Genomic DNA, 16,043 nt, shown 5'->3' with positions numbered 1-16,043 from the left:
TCCCCAGGGCCATATCCCTGAAGGCAGTCAGGCGCGGGCCTGCTCGCGATTGAGCTGGCGCCAGTGCTTGGGCGTCATGCCCACCAGGCGGCTGAAGGTGCGGCTGAAATGGGCCTGGTCGGCGAAGCCGCATTCCAGGCTGACCTGGGCGATGGACAGGCGGTCCTCGGCCAGCAGCTGCTTCGCGGTGCGCACACGCAGGTCCAGGGTCCATTCCTGGGGCGAGAGGCCGGTGGTCTTCTTGAACGCGCGGGAGAAGTGGCTGCGGGACATGGCGCACTGCTGCGCCACGTCGGCGATCAGCAGGCGGCTGTGCAGGCTGCGGGCGAGGATCTCCTTGGCCCGCTTCTCCTGCCAGGGCGACAGCGCGGCCCGTTCACCAGAGGTGCGCTCGGCGCCCCGGTAGCGCGCCAGCAGGTGGTCGCAGAGTTGCCGGCTGAGGGACGAAAGCACCGAGCCATCGCCTTGGGGCGCGCCCTCCAGGGCGGACTGCAGACGTTGGGTCAGGCGGTAGGTCTCGGCATCCAGGGGGGTGTCGGCGACGAGCGTCAGTGCGGTCATGGCGGCTCTCCTTGGGGATGGGCAGAGCCTCGCCCGGCAGCAGCCGGGGCGTCCTTTGGCGAACCTGAAAAACCCTTAAACCGCCCTCACCCGGCCGCCAGCGGCAGGGTGAAGAAGAACAGGCTCTCGCCGCGCCGGCCACGGGTCGCGCCGAGCCGACCACCATGGGCGCAGAGGATCGACTCGCAGATGGCCAGCCCCATGCCCATGCCGCTGGCCTTGGTGCTGAAGAAGGCCTGGAAGATGCGCCCCTGGGCTTCCTCGGCCACACCCGGACCGCTGTCTTCCACCAGCACCAGCACCTCGCTGCCGAGGACCTGGCTCTCCAGCACCAGCCGACGGGTGCTGGGCGGCTGGCACTGCATGGCCTCCACGGCGTTCTGGATCAGGTTGCGCATCACCTGCTGCAGCTGGACGGCGTCGCCCTCGACGGTGACGCCGCTGGCCAGGCGCAGGCTGACGTCCACGTGCTTGTCGTCCAGCTCGGCGCGGGTGATCGCCAGCACCTGGCGGATCACCTTGCCCAATGCCAGGGGGCGCCGCTGGCTCGGTGCCTGACGGGCGAGGGCGCGGGTGGCACGGACGATATCGGCAGCGCGACGGCATTCGGCAAGGATGTCGCGCAGGCCCTCCAGGGCTTCCTCCACCGAGGGCGAGTCGCGCTCCAGCCAGCGGATGCTGGCGCCGGCATTGGAAAGAATGGCGGCCAGGGGCTGGTTGATCTCGTGGGAGATGGAGGCTGCCAGCTCGCCGAGGATGGTGGCCTGGGAGGTGCGGTCCAGCTCGCTGCGCGCCGCACGCAGCTCGGCCTCGGTGCGACGCCGCTCGGTCACGTCGGAGACCACGCCGATGAAGGTCTCGTGTTCGGCGGGCTCCAGCACCAGCTCCAGGTAGCGCGGCGAACCGTCCATGGAGACGCTGCGGAACTCCAGGCGCGCGCCCTGCCGCTCGGCCAGGGCAGTTTCCAGGGCCTGGCCGAAGCGCGCACGGTCGTCGGCATGCACCAGGGCGCCGGGCTGGCTGAGGTAGGCGCCGTCAGCCGGGGCCTCCAGGCGCAGTTCGGCCACCAGCGCGGCGGACCAGAACGACGGCTCCCGCCCCACCCGCCAGACGAAGGTGCCGTAGCGGCTCACCTCCTGCCCCAGGGCCAGCAGCGCCTGGGTGCGCCGCAGGGTGCTCTCACTGTCGCGGCGCCGACGGTTCTCCGCCAGCAGGTCGCCATAGAGCCGGGCATGGCTGAGGGAAATCGCTGCCTGGGCCGCCAGCAGCGCCAGCAGGTCGATGCGGGCCGGGTCGATGGCGCCGGTGGTGAGGCGGTTCTCCAGGTACAGCGCGCCCACCACCTCGCGCTGCTTGAGCAGCGGCAGGCACAGCACGGTGCCGTTCTCCAACTGCCCCAGGTAGGGGTCACCGGTGTAGCAGCGCAGGGCGTAGGGGCCTTCCACCAGCACCGGTTCGCGCCGCTCCAGGGCCTCGCGCACCAGGCCCAGGGGCGCCAGCCGGGCAGCCTCCGCCTCGGGCTGCAGGCGCACCGTCACCCCGTCGTGGTCGGCCTGGCCGCAGGCTTCCACGTGCAGGTTCCCACCCTCGTGGAGCAACAGCGCGACGTAGCTGGCACCGGCGTGCATCGCGGCGTTAGCCAGCAGCGTCTCGATCAGCGCCGCGGGCTCGATCTCGCGGGACAACGCCTGGCAGGCGCGGGTGATGGACAGCCGGTCCAGCTGCTCGGCAGCCGGTCGGGGCCCATCACCCACGCTGCTGCCCTCGCAGAGGAAGGGGTGGGCCTGCTCCAGTTGCACCGCCAGGGTGTGGGCGCCCCACCGCCGCCAGGCGGCATGGGCCTGGCGCAGGTGCTCACGGGCGGTGCCGGGCAGCTCCAGCGCTTCGTGGCAGCGGGCCGCCAGCTCGTGGCTGAGGCCCTTGAGGTGGATGGCGCCGCAGGCTTCGGCACAGGCGATGGCGCGCTCGTAGAGGCGCAGCGCCCGCACCGGGTCGCCTTCGGCGCGGGCCACCTCGGCCTCGGCCAGGGCCAGGCGGTCGGCGAAATAGCGCGGGTTCAGCCCCGCCCACAGGCGCAGGCGGCGCAGCGGCTCGGCATAGTCCTGCGGCCGTCCGGTGGCGGTCTGCAGGGCCGCGCGGTTGAGCACGCTGAACATCGCCAGGTCGATCTGGTGGATGTGCACCGGCGCGGACCAGGTCAACGCCCAGGCGGCGTCCAGGTGCACGGCCGCCTCTTCCAGCTGCCCTTCGAGGAAGGCCAGCAGGCCTTCGAACAGGCTCCACCAGAAGCGCAGCGGGCCCATGTGGCTCCAGGCCACCCGCTGGCGCAGGATCTCCACGTCCGGGATCGGCAGGTGGCTGCCGCCCTCCCCGGCCAGCCGGCGGATGTAGCGGGCCTGGGCGTGGAGGATGGTCTGCGCGTCGAGGAACTCCAGGTTGCGCGCCAGCTCCAGGCCGCTGTCGATCTGCCCCAGCATGCGTTCGATGGGGGCGCCCAGCACCAGCAGGTCCGAGACGATGTGGTTGTTGGCGTAGCAGGCGAAGCTGGGCGAGCCCTGGGCCAGGCTGGCGCGGTAGGCCTGCTCGGCGCATTCCAGGGCGAAGGGCAGCGACTGGGTCCAGACGCTCACCTGGTCCAGCGCCACCAGGGCCGAGACGCGGCTGGCGGCGTAGGCCGGCTGCTCCGCCAGTCGCCGCGCCACGGCACTGAAGGCAAAGCCTTCGGCATGGCATTCGAAGCGCTCGGCCGCGGCCACGCCGAGCCACGCCAGGGCCTGCACGGCCGCTGCGCTGAGCCCGTGCTGCAGGGCCATGCGGGCGATGCGCGCGGTGGCCAGCAGCATCAGGTTCGGCTGGATGAACGACCCGGGCACCACCAGCGCGGCCAGCAGCTCCATCACCGCCAGCGCCTCGGCATCCTGCGCCTCGGGCAGCTCGGCAAAGTACGCCGGCGGACGGCCGTCCAGTTCGGCCAGCAGAGCCTGCCAGGCTTCGGCGGCCTGCTCCGGCGTGGGCGCACAGGGGAACACCACGCCACGCTCGGCCAGGGCGGCGGCGACACACGCAAGGGCACCGGGGTAGTCACCCCGCAGGCAGTGGATCTCCACCCGCAGGCGCTGCAGGGCGATGCGCTCCAGGGCATCCGCCGTGTCGGCCAGCCGCGCTTGCAGGCGGGTATCGGCTGCCAGGTAGTCGGCGCCGAGAATGAGCCCGTGGACGTGCAACAGCTCCACCTCGCGGGCACGGGCCGGGTCGTCCAGCCCTTGCAACAGGGCCCCGGCCTGGTGCAGGTAGTCCAGCAGCGGGCCGGGGGCGACGGCGTCGGCGGCCAGGCAGGCGGCACGCAGCAGCAGGTCGACGAAGCGGCGCCGGTCTTCGGCATCCAGCGTGGCCGGGGTCACCCGCAGCACCTGGGCGGCCACCCGGAACACCGCCGCAGCGGGGGCCTGCGTGGCCAGCCCGGCCAGCAACTGGCGGGCGAAGCCGGCGTGCATGCCGGCCTGGCGCTGCGCCGGCAGTTGCCCGCGCACCGACTCCAGCAAGGCGTCGTGGGCGAAGGCCAGGCCCTCCGCCTGCTCCTCCAGCAGGCCGGCCTCCCGCGCGGGGTGCAGGTGATGGGCCACGGTATCGGCGGGCAGGCCGCTGGCCTGGGCCAGTTCGTCCAGCGGCGTGCGGTTGCCCAGCAGGGCCAGCGCACCCAGCAATTCCCGGGTGCTCTCCGGCAGGCGCCGCAGGCGCACCTCCAGCAGGCTGGCCACGTCCACCACCGGGCCGTCGGCCATCAGTGGCGTATCGCCGGCCTCGCGCAGCAGGGCGGCGAACTGGGTGAGGTACAGCGGGTTGCCGTGCCCCTGTTGCTCCAGGTGCCCGGCCAGGCGGGCATGGGCTTCGGGCTGCAGGCTCAGGCCGGCGCCCAACAGGTCGCCGATGCCTCGCGCGCCCAGGGGCGCCAGGTCGATGCGCACACAGCGCTCGCCAAGCCCCTCGCACGCGGCCAGCAACGGCGCGGCAAGGCTGCCCGCCCGGCATTCGGCAGGCCGGTAGGCGAGCACCAGCAGGCAGTGGTCGAAGGCCGAAGGGGCCAGCTCGCAGAGGAAGTCGCGGCTCTCCTCGTCGATCCACTGCAGGTCGTCGACGAACAGCAGCAAGGGATGCTCCCGCCGGGCCAGGGCGCCCAGCAGCCGTTGCAGCACGCCGTGCAGGTAGCGCCGCGCTTCGCTGGGCGGCAATGCCTCGGCCGGCAACCGGCCATCCCCCAGCAAGGGCGCCAGCGGCGGAATGAGGCGCACCACCCGCTGGGCATGGGTGCCCACCACGCCCTGCAGGTGTTCGCGCCAGCGCTGGGCCTGGGCCGGTGCTTCGGCCAGCAGGCGCTCGCACAGGCCGCCGAACAGCCCGGCCAGGCCCTCATAGGGCGCGCGGCGGCGGGACAGTTCGCATTTGGTGCTGGCGAACAGCACGCTGGCGTCATCCTCCTCGCGGCGGAAGCGGCGCATCAGCGAGGTCTTGCCGATGCCGGCCTCGCCCGCCACCAGCACGGCCCCGCCCTGCCCTTTGCGCAGGCGTTCGCGGGCGGCGGCCAGGGTCGCCAGTTCGGCCTCACGGGCCACCAGCAACGCAGCACCGCCTGCCGTCCGGTGCAGCGCGGCGCCTTCGCGCCAGGCCTCCAGGCAACGGCGCAGCTCGCTCTCCACCTGGGCCGCCTGGCGCGGCCGGGCGTCGGCCTGCTTGGCCAGCATGGCGGCCAGCAGCGCATCCACTGCGGCGGGCACGCCGGGCCGCAACTGCGAGGGTGCGGGCGCGGCGACGGCCGCATGGCGGTGCTGCCACTCCAGCGGGTCGCCCGCGACGAAGGGGTAGCGCCCGGTGAGCCACTGGAAGAAGCACACCCCCAGGGCATAGAGGTCGGCCTCGGGCGTGCCGTCGCGCTCCGGCGGCAGGTAGGCCAGTTGCCGATCGTTGAGGGCCGGGCTCCCGGAAACGGCGTTTTCCAGGGCGCCGGCCTGGCCGAAGCCGGTGAGGCGGATGCGCCCGTCGGGCATCAGGAACAGGTTGTCCGGGCACAGGTTGCGGTGCGCCAGGCCGCTGCGATGGACCTTGCCCAGCGCCTGGGCGGCGGCCAGGGCGAGGCGCAGGAAGGGCTCCACCGCCAGGGGCTCGCGGCAGGTGAGGGAGAGCGGCATGCCAGCGTCGTCGTCCAGCACCAGCAGGGTGCCGTCGGCGCCACCCAGGCGTGCCACCGGCAGCAACGCCCAGGCCGGGTCCAGGCGCGAACCGAGTGCGTATTCGTGGTCCAGCCCGGCCAGCTCCCAATGGGCGGCCTGGGGGCCTGCACGTACCACTAGCCACTGGCGGCCGGCACGGCTGTCGCGCACCCGCCAGCGGCTCAGCTCGCCGTTGCGGTCCAGGGGGTGCCAATCGACACGGGCCAGCCAGTGCTCGTCGAAGCAGGCGGCCAGGGCGTCGGGCAGGTCATGCAGCAGCGGCGGCGGGCTCACGCAGCCCACCCGGGCAGGCCCGCCAGCGCGGCCAGCAACGCCTCGGCACTGAAGGGCTTGGCGAGAAAGGCATGGGCGCCGCGGGCCAGGGCCGACTCGGCGCCCTGCGCGCCCGCCTCGGCGGACATGCAGATGACCGGCAGCGGGCAGCCGCGCTCGACCAGCAGCGCCTGCACCTCAGCGCCCTTCAGGCCGGGCATGCGCACATCGAGCAGCAGCGCATCGGCCTGCTCCGGCCAGCGTGAGGCGAGGAAGGCCTCGCCGGACTCGAAGCACACGGCGCGCAGGCCGGCCGAGCGCAACAGGTTGTCGAGGCTCTTGCGGACCTTGGGTTCGTCGTCGACGACGCACACGACCTTCATGGCTAGCCCTGGGCAGAGGACAGGGGATGGCGGCGTGCATGCCGGGTCAGGCCGGTTCGGCGACCGGGTCGAACTGGGGCAGCATCCCCAGCGTGCGGCCCGCCACGAGCAGGTGTATCAGGTTGCTCGCGCCGAGTTTTGTCATGACGTGCTTTTTATGCATCTTCACCGTCACGTCCTGCAGGCCGAGCTGCTGGGCGATGTCGCGGTTCTGGCGGCCCTCCAGCAGCAACCGGAACACGTCGCGCTCCCGTGGGGTGAGGCTGGCATAGCGTGCCTGCACCGCCTGCCGGGCATGGCGCTGCTGGTGGAGGATGCAGGCCCGGCCCATGGCCTCGCCCACCGCCGCCAGCAACTGGGCCTCGTCCACCGGTTTGGTGAGAAAGCCCTCGGCGCCGGCCTTCATGGCCTTGACCGACATGTCGATGGTGCCGAAGCCGCTCATGAACACCACCGACAACGGCACGCCGCGCCGGGCCAGCTCGTCCTGCAGGTCGAAGCCGCTGCCCTCGCGCAGGCGCACGTCCAGCAGCAGGCAGCCAGGGCGATCACAGGGGCAGCGGGCGAGGAACTCGGGCGCCGAGGCATAGGCCGTGGCTTCGATACCCGCCGAGCGCAACTGGCGGACCAGCGCCGTGCGCACGGCCGGCTCGTCGTCGATGACATGCACGTCGGCGCGCCCGACCGGCGCAGCGGGCACCGGTCGGACAGGCGGTTCGGCGGCCGCCACCACGGTTGCCTGCAGGTTGAGGCGATAGCCCCGGCGCGGCACCGTTTCCAGCAGGCGCGCATCCAGACCCAGGTGCTTGCGCAGGGCCGAGACCTGCACCTGCAGGTTGTTCTCCTCCACCACCAGGTCGGGCCACGCCGCCTGCAGCAACTCGGCCTTGGTCACCAGGCGGTTGGGGGCGGCGAGCAGGGCTTCCAGCACATCGAAGGCGCGGCTGCCCAGGCGCACCGGAGCACCGTTCAGGAAGGCTTCTCTTCGCTCCAGCGAAATCCAGGCGTCACCCAGGCGGATCATGGTGGCAACTCGTCGTCGAACAGGCGGAAACAGGGCCGCTTTTCAGCGGAACTTTTTCAACCTAGATGAAAGAAATTCCCATCTCAAGCGTTAACCACGCGATACGGAAATAAGAACAAATGTACAAGCCAGGGTGTCGCGCACCTGCTTCAATGACGTGCCACCCGAACCATCCAACCCCTCTGGAACGGGTCTTTCAGCCCACCCCGCACGCTTCCGGAAAACGCCGGAACCGCCTCAGGGCGCACCCGCCCTCCCCGCGTCCGCCGCCGTCGATCCCCCGCCTTCCCAATCGAGCACATCGATGCAAGCCGACGCCCTGTGCGCTCACCGATAGTGGCGGCAGCGCCCGTACCGACCCGCCGACGACCCGGGGGTGATACGGCGCCCCAATCGCCCCGCTGCGGGCCACCGCCACAAGGAGAAACACCATGTCCAAGCCCTACAACCGCCTGAACAAGGACGATGCGGTCGTCCTGCTGATCGACCACCAGTCCGGCCTGATCTCGCTGGTGCAGGACTTCACCCCCAGCGACTTCAAGAACAACGTGCTGGCCCTGGGCGACGTCGCCAAGTTCTTCGGCCTGCCGACCATCCTCACCACCAGCTTCGAGCAGGGCCCCAACGGCCCGCTGGTGCCCGAGCTGAAGGCCCAGTTCCCCGACGCGCCCTACATCGCCCGCCCCGGCCAGATCAACGCCTGGGACAACGAGGACTTCGTCGCCGCCGTGAAGAAGACCGGGCGCAAGCAACTGATCATCGCCGGCGTGGTGACCGACGTGTGCGTGACCTTCCCGGCGCTGTCGGCCATTGCCGAAGGCTTCGAGGTGTTCGTGGTGACCGATGCCTCGGGCACCTTCGACAAGACCGTGCAGCAGGCTGCCTGGGCGCGCATGAACGCCGCCGGCGTGCAGCTGATGAACTGGTTCAGCGTCGCCTGCGAACTGCACCGTGACTGGCGCAACGACATCGAAGGGCTGGGCAACCTGCTCTCCGAGCACATCCCCAACTACCGCAACCTGATGACCAGCTACTTCACTCTGATCGGCAAGTAAGCCGCGACGGGCGCGGGGCCGGGTGCTCGATGCCCCGGCTCATGCGCGCCCCGCTCTGCTCCCGCAGGCGCGCCAGCCGCCACTGGCTGGGCGGCGTGCCCACATGACGGACGAACACCCGGGCGAAGTGCGCCTGGTCGGTGAAACCGCAGGCCTGGGCCACCTCGGCAACGGTGCGCTCGCCCAGCAGCAACTGCCGGGCACGGTCCAGCCGCGCGCGGGTCAGCCACTGGTGGGGCGACAGCCCCGTGCTGCCCTGGAAGGCGCGGGAGAAATGACAACGCGACAGGCCGCACTCACGGGCCAGCCAGGCCACCGTCAGCGAACGGTCGAGGTGGGCCGCGATCAACTCCCTGGCCCGTTGCAGCTGCCAGGGCGCCAGGTGGATCGCCGTGCGGGCGCGGTCCTGCTCCTGTGTCTCCATGGCCCCTCCTCCCTTTTTCTGCGGACGCCGAAGCCCCATCCGGAAGGGATGGAGGGCGGCGCGCAATCGTGGAAGCCATGATGCCGCCCGGCCCTGCGGGCGAAAACGAAACCATGGGGAGCCAGGCGGACAACGAGGGGCGTAATTCGGACATGCCCCGGGTGAGGCCACTAGCCGAACTGGTGGCGGTACTGCGCGGGAGTGAGCCCGAGGCGTTCGGTGAACAGCTCGCGCATGCAGCGCACGCTGCCGAAGCCACTGCGGAAGGCGATGGTCTTGAGCGGCAGGTCGGTGCTTTCCAGCAGGTGCCGGGCGTGGTCGATGCGGGCGTCGTGGATGAACGCGGTGGGGGTCATGCCCAGCTCGCGGGTGAACAACCGGGCGAAGTGGCGGCTGCTGAGCCCGGCGACCCCGGCCAGCGCCTCGACATTGAGGTCTTCCGCCAGGTGTTCCAGCACATGGCGCTGGGCGCGGGCGATGGGGGTGTCCTCCCGCGCCACCTCCGCCAGCAGCGGGCTGAACTGGGCCTGGCCGCCCTGGCGCTTCATGGCCACCAGCAGCACCTTGGCCACGTCCACGGCGATCTTGCGGCCGTGGTCGTCGGCGAGGATCGCCAGGGCCATGTCGATGCCGGCGGTGATGCCGCCGGAGGTCACCAGCTCCCCGTCCTGCAGGTAGATCCGGTCCACCTCGACCTGGGCCCGGGGGAAGCGCCGCGCCAGGCGTTCGGTGTAGTTCCAGTGGGTGGTGACGCGACGCTCGTCCAGCAGCCCGGCCTCACCGAGGATGAACGCACCGGTGCAGATGGAGCCGTGCCGGGGCGTGCGCGCCACGGTTTCGCGCAGCCAGGGCAGCATCTCCGGCTGGTCGAAGTTGTAGGCGCCGGGACCACCGGGGACCAGCAGCAGGTCCAGCTCGCGGGGCGCATCGTCCAGCAGGTGGTCCGCCACCAGGCGCATGCCGTTGGAGGCCCGCACGATGGCCTCGCCGGTGCTGACGGTGAACACCCGGTACTGCTGCTCGGGCGGCAGGTAGCGGTTGGCGATGGAGAACACCTCGACCGGGCCGGAGACATCCAGCATCAGCACGTCGGGGTACACGAGGACGGCGACATTCTTCATGTTCTTTTCGGGGGAGCGTGTGCGACACAAGGAGCGAAAGCATACCTGCCCCGCGTGTTGCCGGCCTCCCCCGGTGTGGCCGCGCCGTGCCCTGCGTCACGGCACGCCCCCCCGCTAGGCGCCGGGCGACTGTCGATAGGCCAGCACCTGGACCTCCACCGCGTAGCCGCCCAGCGCACTGCCCACGCAGGCACGGACCGGCTTCGGACCTGCCGCCAGCCAGGCGTCATAGACCTCGTTGAAGGCGTCGAAGTCGCGGTAGTCGGCCAGCCAGGCCTGCACCCGCACCAGGTCCCGGCGACCGAGGCCGGCCTCCGCCAGCAAGGCGTCGATGTGCGCCAGGGCCTGGCGCGCCTGGGCGCGGATGTCCAGCGTCGGGTCGTCGGCACAGATGCCCGCCGTCTCGAAGAACGGCCCGTAGGCAACGGCCTGGGCCATGCGCGGGCCCTCGTGGAATCGCGTGATCATGCAAGGCTCCCTGAAAAAAACGCACCGGGCGGCGCGGCGAGCGGCGTCGTCCGGTGCAAAGGACGACCGCAAAGGGTCGTCACCTGACGGTTCAGTTGAGGTCGTTGATGCAGACCACCTTGGGCTGCGTCATGTCCTCGTAGGCGAAACGCACGCCCTCGCGGCCCAGGCTGCCGTACTTGAAGCCGCCGAAGGGCATGGCGTCGAAGCGGTAGTCGGAGGAGTCGTTGATCATCACGCCGCCGGCCTCGATGCGCCGGGCCGCCCAGAGGGCGCGACGCAGGTCGCGGGTGAAGATGCCGGCGTGCAGGCTGTACTCCGGTTCGTTGGCCAGTGCAACGGCCTCCTCCAGGGTCTCGAAAGGCTCCAGCACCACCACGGGCGCGAACACTTCCTGGCGCCACAGGCGGCTGCGATGGTCCACCCCGTCCAGCACCGTGGGGTGATACAGCGCTCCCTCGCGGCGTTGGCCGCACAGCAGGGTCGCCCCCTCGGCGAGGGCTTCGGCCACCACCTGTTCGGTGGTGCGAGCGGCCTGCTCGGTGATCATCGGGCCCATGTCGCTCTCGGCACGGGCCGGGTCCCCCACCACCAGCGCGCGGGTACGGGCGACGAAGCGCTCGCGGAATTCGGCGTAGATCGAGGCCTGCACCAGCAGGCGCTGGGTGCCGATGCAGTTCTGCCCGGCGGCCCAGAACGCACCGGAAACACAGGATTCGACGGTGGCTTCCAGCTCGCAGTCGTCCAGCACCAGAACCGGTGCGTTGCCGCCCAGGTCCATCGCCAGCTTCTTGAGGCCGGCGTTGCGGGCGATGTGCTCGCCGGTGACGAAGCCACCGGTGAAGGAAATCATCCGCACCTCCCGGGCTGAGGTCAGCGCCTTGCCCAGTTCCGCGCCGCCGGTGGCGATGGTCACCACGGCCTCCGGCAGGCCCGCTTGGCGCAGGCAATCCACCAGCTTGCAGGCCGACAGCGGAGCCAGTTCGGACGGCTTGAGCAGCACGCCATTGCCCCCGGCGATGGCCGGCCCGAGCTTGTGCGCCACCAGGTTGAGCGGGTCGTTGTAGGGGGTGATGGCGACGATCAGCCCCAGGGGCTCACGGGTGAACCAGCCCTGGCGGGACTCGGAGCCCTCGTAGGATTCGAAGGGCACCACCTCGCCGGCATTGCGCCGCGCCTCCTCGGCGGAAAGCTTGAGGGTGTTGATGCAGCGCTTCACCTCCTTCTGGGCCTGGCGCAGGGTCTTGCCGGCCTCGGCGACGATCAGCGCGGCGAAGGCGGCGGCCTCCTGCTCAACCCGGCGGGCGGCCTCCTCCAGGATGGCGGCGCGACGGTGCCGGGGCAGCGCCGCGCACTGGCGCACACCCTCACGGGCACTGGCCAGCAGGGCCGGCACATCGGCGGCGCCCAGACAGGGCACGCTGCCGACGAGGCTGCCGTCGAAGGGGTTGTGGACGTCGATGCCGGAGGGCTCGACAGCGGTGGCCAAGGCCAGGGACGAAACGGTCATGGGCAGGCTCCTGGGCTTACGGACGGCCGTGGGTGGCATGGAGGGCGACGATGTCGGAGAGCAGCGCGAAGGCGGTCTCGATACGGCCGGCACCCGGTCCGGACACGGTGACCGCGCCCAGCAGTTCGGTGTTGAAGGCCACCGCGTTGGTGGCGCCGCTGATCCCGGCCAGCGGGTGGCCGAGGTCCAGCTTGCGGGCCTCCACCCGCGCGGCCACCGAGCCATCGGCCTGGCGCTGGGCAGAGCCGATGAGCTTCCAGCGAGCCCCCTCCTCCCGGGCCTGGGCCAGGTCCGCCGGGGTCAGGGCGCTGATGCCGCTGCAGGCGACATCGCTCACCGAGAGGTGGGCATCCAGCAGCTCGTTGGCGAGGATCACCACCTTCAGGCGCACGTCGTGGCCTTCCACGTCCGCCGTCGGGTCGGCTTCGGCGTAACCCAGTGCCTGTGCCTTGGCCACCGCCTCGTCGAAGCCGAGGCCTTCCTCCATGCGGGTCAGCACGTAGTTGGAGGTGCCGTTGAGGATGCCCTCGAAGCCGACCATGCCGGCTCCCGCCAGGGTCTGTCGTGCCATGCGGATCACCGGGGTGCCACTCATCACCGCGCCCTCGTACTCGAAGGCCACGCCGTTGCGCTTGGCCAGGGCCTTGAGCTCGGCGCCATGCAGGGCAATCGGCCCCTTGTTGGTGGTGACCACGTGCTTGCCGCTCTCCAGGGCCCAGCGGCAGAAGGTGGTGGCGGGTTCGCCGTCCACCGGGTTGGTGAAGGTGGCCTCGGCGATCAGGTCCGCGCCGGACTGCTTGATCACGGCCTCGTTGAAGGCTTCGGCGGTGCCGCCCGGCAGGCTGGCCAGCGCCCCCTGGGTGACGGGCAGGTTGGCCAGCTGGGCGGCGTCGAGGCCGTTGCGGTCGATGAGGGAGCCGAGGAACAGGTCGGTGACCCCGACGATCTTCAGGCTGAAGCCCAGCTCGCGCTGCCAGGCCCCGTTGCGCTCGGCCACCAGGCGGGCCAGGCCACGGTTCACTCCACCAAAGCCCACGAGGGCGATCTTGTATTCGGTCATCAGGTGCCTCCAATCCGGCGTTTGCTCGATGGGGTCAGCCTAAGAGCCGGCCTGTGGCAGTTGAATAGGCCAATCTGCTGTATTCATTGGGCGTTCTGCCCAGTGCCGGAGCGGCCCCACGGCCCGCCCCCTGGGGCTGCGGCGGCGTGCACCGGGCGCAGACGAAAAGGCCCCGGCACGTGTGGCGTGCCGGGGCCCGGGTCGTGGAGCGAGGGGGGTCAGATGACGGCGGAAAGCACGAACGAGGTGACGGTATTGGCCACGCCGGGGATCCCGGCGATCTGCCGCCAGACGCCATGGACGCGATCCGGCGTAGCGGCCTCGACCCGCAGCATCAGGTCGAACTCGCCACTCATCACGTCGCACTGGGTCACCTCGGGAATCGCCCGCAGGTCCCGCAGCACCTCTTCACCGCGCATGCGGTCATGGCGGTAGACGAAGATCACTGCGCTGATCAGTGCCGCTGCACGCCGCCCCTCGCCCACCTTGAGGGTGTAGCCCTGGATGACCCCGTCGCGCTCCAGGCGCTCGATGCGCTGGCGCACCGCGTTGCGCGACAGGTTCACCTTGGTGCCCAGCTCGGCGTGGGCGATCCGCGCATTGGCGGTCAGCTCGGCCAGTATCCGCTCGTCCAGCGGGTCGAGGATGCGCTTCATCGCGGTCGCGTCCTCAGGTCCTGGCCAGGGCCTGGCGCAGGCCCTCCAGGTCCGTGCGGGCATGGCAGCGGGCGTGGGCGCGCGGCGCCGCCCGGGCCGGCAGCGGTGCCGGCCAGGCGCCCAGGCGGGCCAGCAGCGCGGCGGACTTCTCCGGCGCGATCTGGCCGAGGGTGACCATCGGGGTCACCACGCTGCGCCGGTAAAGCCGCGCGGCCAGGACGCCGGTGGCGGTGTGCGGGTCAATGGACAGGCCGGTGTCGCGGAACAGCGCGACGATCTCCGCCTCGGTCTGGGCGTCGTCCACGGCGTAGGAGTCGATCAGCATCCGCGCCTGCAGCCAGGGCGCGTTGGCGATGCTCAGTTCGCCGCTCGCCTCCAGGTGTTCCATCAACCGGCGCACGGCCTGGTCGTCATGGTCGTAGAGTTCCCAGACCAGCCGTTCGACGTTGGAGAACACCGAGAAATCCATGGCCGGCGACAGCGTCGAGCGGGCCTCGCAGGTGCCATAGCGGTTGCGGTGGATGAACTGGTGCAAGGCGTCGTTGCGGTTGGTGGAGACGATGATCTGGTTCACCGGCAGCCCCATCTTCTGCGCCACGTAACCGGCATAGACCTCGGCGAAGCTGGCGGCAGGAATGCTGAAGCCGATGGGACGCTGGCCGCCGCCCAACTGCAGCGCAGCGTGGAAGTAGAAGACGATCTGCGCCAGCACGCCGACCCAGTTGGAGGAGTTGAAGCCGATGGCCAGGTGCTCGCTGGGCCATTGGCTGAAGAGCCGCGACACCAGGCGCTGGCAGTCGTCGAAACTGCCCGCCACGGCGATGCCCTGAACCCGTGCGGACTCGGCCGCCTGCAACGCCACCAGGCGATCGCCTGGCACGCCCTGCTCGGGATAGAGCATCACCACCCGGCTGCACGGGCACTCGCCGAAGGCGGCAACCGCCGCCAGGCCGGTGTCGCCGTTGGTGGCGCCGAGCACCAGGGCTTCACGCCCTTCCCGTTCGAGGAAGTGACGGGCCAGGCGCGCGTGCAGCTGGGCAGCGAAATCCTTCGAAGAGCGGGTGGGCCCATGGAACAGCTCGAGCACCCATTCGTTGCGGTCCACCTGGCGCAAGGGGGCGATGGCGCGGTGGCCGAAACCCTGGTAGCAGGCCTTGAGCAGCCCGCGCAGGTCGTCCTCGGCGATGGCCTGGCCGACGAAGGGGGCGATCACCCGCCAGGCCAGCTCCTCGAAGGGCAGCCAGGACCAGGTGGCGATCTCCTGCACGCTGAACACCGGCAGGCTGGCCGGCACGAACAGGCCGCCGTCGGGGGCCAGCCCCGACAGCACGACGCTGCGGAAATCCGCGCGCACCGAGGCGCTGCGGGTACTCACGTAATGCATGTTCACTCCAAGCTCAGGTGGAACGGTGGGCCTGGGCCACCAGCCAGGTGGCGAAGGCCTGGGCGTCCGGATGCAGGTCGGTGCCGGAGCCGCTGACCAGGTAGAAGGATTCGCTGGCCTCGATGCGGCAGTCGAACAGCTCCACCAGGCGTCCTTCGCGCAGCAGGTCCTCGACCATGGAGGAGCGCGCCAGGGCGATGCCCTGCCCCAGCTCGGCCAGGCGCAGGGTCGACACCAGGGTGTCGAACTGCGGGCCGGTGGCGTAGTCGACGTCATCGGCGCCGGCGCGCTGCAACCAGTAGCCCCAGCCCTCCTCGTAGCCCAGCACGTGCAGCAGCGGGTGGCGGGCCACGTCGCGCGGCTCGCGCAGCGGGCCCTGGGCCAGCAGCTCCGGCGCGCACACCGGGAACAGCGTGTCCCAGGTCAGCCGCTGGGAGACCAGCCCCGGCCATTGCCCGTGGCCCCAGCGGATCTCCACGTCGTCCTCGCCGTCCAGCTCCTTCACCCAGAGGTTGCTGATGTAGCGGATGTCCAGTTGCGGGTGGGCGCGGCGGAAGTCCGCCAGCCGGGGCGCCAGCCAGAAGTGCAGGAACGACAGGCTGCCACGGACCTTGATCGGCCGGCGCTTGTGCTGGCCGAAGATCTCGTTGGTGCCCACCGCCAGCCGGGTGATGGCGTCCTGCACCACCGGCAGGTAGGACTGGCCTTCCTCGGTCAGCCCGAGGCCTCGGGGCAGGCGCTTGAACAGCGCCACCCCGAGGTGGCTTTCCAGCTGCCGGATCTGCTGGCTGACCGCCCCCTGGGTGAGGTGCAGCTCCTCCGCCGCGTGGGTGAAGTTGAGGTACCGCGCCGAGACTTCGAAGGCGCGCAGCCAGTTCAGGGGAGGCAGGGCTTTCGGGTGCATGGTCGGGACCTCGGGA

General features: G+C 70.9%; 13 protein-coding genes. 1 reads left to right on the top strand and 12 read right to left on the bottom strand.

Annotated elements, in window-relative coordinates; translation table 11 throughout:
- Positions 1–27: 27 nt before the first annotated feature.
- The 4 genes from PotMrB4_RS12910 to PotMrB4_RS12895 all read right to left on the bottom strand — a co-directional run bounded on the left by PotMrB4_RS12910 (position 28) and on the right by PotMrB4_RS12895 (position 7,445).
- Positions 28–561, bottom strand: a complete 534-nt coding sequence (locus PotMrB4_RS12910) for an AraC family transcriptional regulator (RefSeq protein WP_160482161.1) — start codon at positions 559–561, stop codon at positions 28–30.
- Positions 562–647: 86 nt separating this feature from the next.
- Positions 648–6,059, bottom strand: a complete 5,412-nt coding sequence (locus tag PotMrB4_RS12905; RefSeq protein ID WP_172433497.1) for an AAA family ATPase — start codon at positions 6,057–6,059, stop codon at positions 648–650.
- Complete coding sequence (locus PotMrB4_RS12900) at positions 6,056–6,412, bottom strand: response regulator (protein WP_107328539.1); 357 nt, start codon at positions 6,410–6,412, stop codon at positions 6,056–6,058. The genes PotMrB4_RS12905 and PotMrB4_RS12900 overlap by 4 nt, the downstream gene beginning before the upstream one ends.
- A 55-nt stretch (positions 6,413–6,467) precedes the next feature.
- A complete protein-coding gene (locus PotMrB4_RS12895) occupies positions 6,468–7,445 on the bottom strand; it encodes a response regulator (protein WP_044404808.1) in 978 nt (325 codons plus the stop codon).
- 431 nt (positions 7,446–7,876) lie between these two features.
- Here PotMrB4_RS12895 and ycaC point away from each other — a divergent pair, with 431 nt between their 5' ends.
- Positions 7,877–8,500 (top strand): isochorismate family cysteine hydrolase YcaC, encoded by a 624-nt coding sequence (ycaC, locus tag PotMrB4_RS12890; protein ID WP_074971261.1) that lies wholly within the window; start codon positions 7,877–7,879, stop codon positions 8,498–8,500.
- On the opposite strand, the gene PotMrB4_RS12885 is transcribed toward ycaC, so the two are convergent.
- From PotMrB4_RS12885 to PotMrB4_RS12850, 8 genes are all read right to left on the bottom strand, one after another.
- A complete protein-coding gene (locus PotMrB4_RS12885; protein ID WP_160158572.1) occupies positions 8,481–8,924 on the bottom strand; it encodes a helix-turn-helix domain-containing protein in 444 nt (147 codons plus the stop codon). The two genes, ycaC and PotMrB4_RS12885, sit on opposite strands and share 20 nt — an antisense overlap.
- A 170-nt stretch (positions 8,925–9,094) precedes the next feature.
- A complete protein-coding gene (locus PotMrB4_RS12880) occupies positions 9,095–10,045 on the bottom strand; it encodes a GlxA family transcriptional regulator (RefSeq protein WP_172433496.1) in 951 nt (316 codons plus the stop codon).
- 114 nt (positions 10,046–10,159) lie between these two features.
- A complete protein-coding gene (locus PotMrB4_RS12875; protein ID WP_074971255.1) occupies positions 10,160–10,513 on the bottom strand; it encodes a RidA family protein in 354 nt (117 codons plus the stop codon).
- A 91-nt stretch (positions 10,514–10,604) separates the two neighbouring features.
- Positions 10,605–12,023, bottom strand: coding sequence for an aldehyde dehydrogenase family protein (locus PotMrB4_RS12870; RefSeq protein ID WP_172433495.1), 1,419 nt, complete (start codon positions 12,021–12,023; stop codon positions 10,605–10,607).
- Positions 12,024–12,039: 16 nt separating this feature from the next.
- Positions 12,040–13,083, bottom strand: a complete 1,044-nt coding sequence (locus PotMrB4_RS12865) for a homoserine dehydrogenase (protein ID WP_172433494.1) — start codon at positions 13,081–13,083, stop codon at positions 12,040–12,042.
- Positions 13,084–13,301: 218 nt separating this feature from the next.
- Entirely contained in the window at positions 13,302–13,739 is a 438-nt protein-coding gene (locus tag PotMrB4_RS12860; RefSeq protein WP_044403893.1) for an Lrp/AsnC family transcriptional regulator, read from the bottom strand.
- Positions 13,740–13,752: 13 nt separating this feature from the next.
- Positions 13,753–15,123, bottom strand: a complete 1,371-nt coding sequence (locus PotMrB4_RS12855) for a pyridoxal-phosphate dependent enzyme (RefSeq protein ID WP_172433493.1) — start codon at positions 15,121–15,123, stop codon at positions 13,753–13,755.
- A gap of 13 nt (positions 15,124–15,136) precedes the next feature.
- Positions 15,137–16,027 (bottom strand): LysR substrate-binding domain-containing protein, encoded by an 891-nt coding sequence (locus PotMrB4_RS12850; protein WP_044403897.1) that lies wholly within the window; start codon positions 16,025–16,027, stop codon positions 15,137–15,139.
- Positions 16,028–16,043: the final 16 nt, after the last annotated feature.

The organism is Metapseudomonas otitidis (assembly GCF_011397855.1).
Taxonomy (GTDB): Bacteria; Pseudomonadota; Gammaproteobacteria; order Pseudomonadales; family Pseudomonadaceae; genus Metapseudomonas; species Metapseudomonas otitidis.
This window is presented reverse-complemented; position numbering and strand designations above follow the sequence as displayed.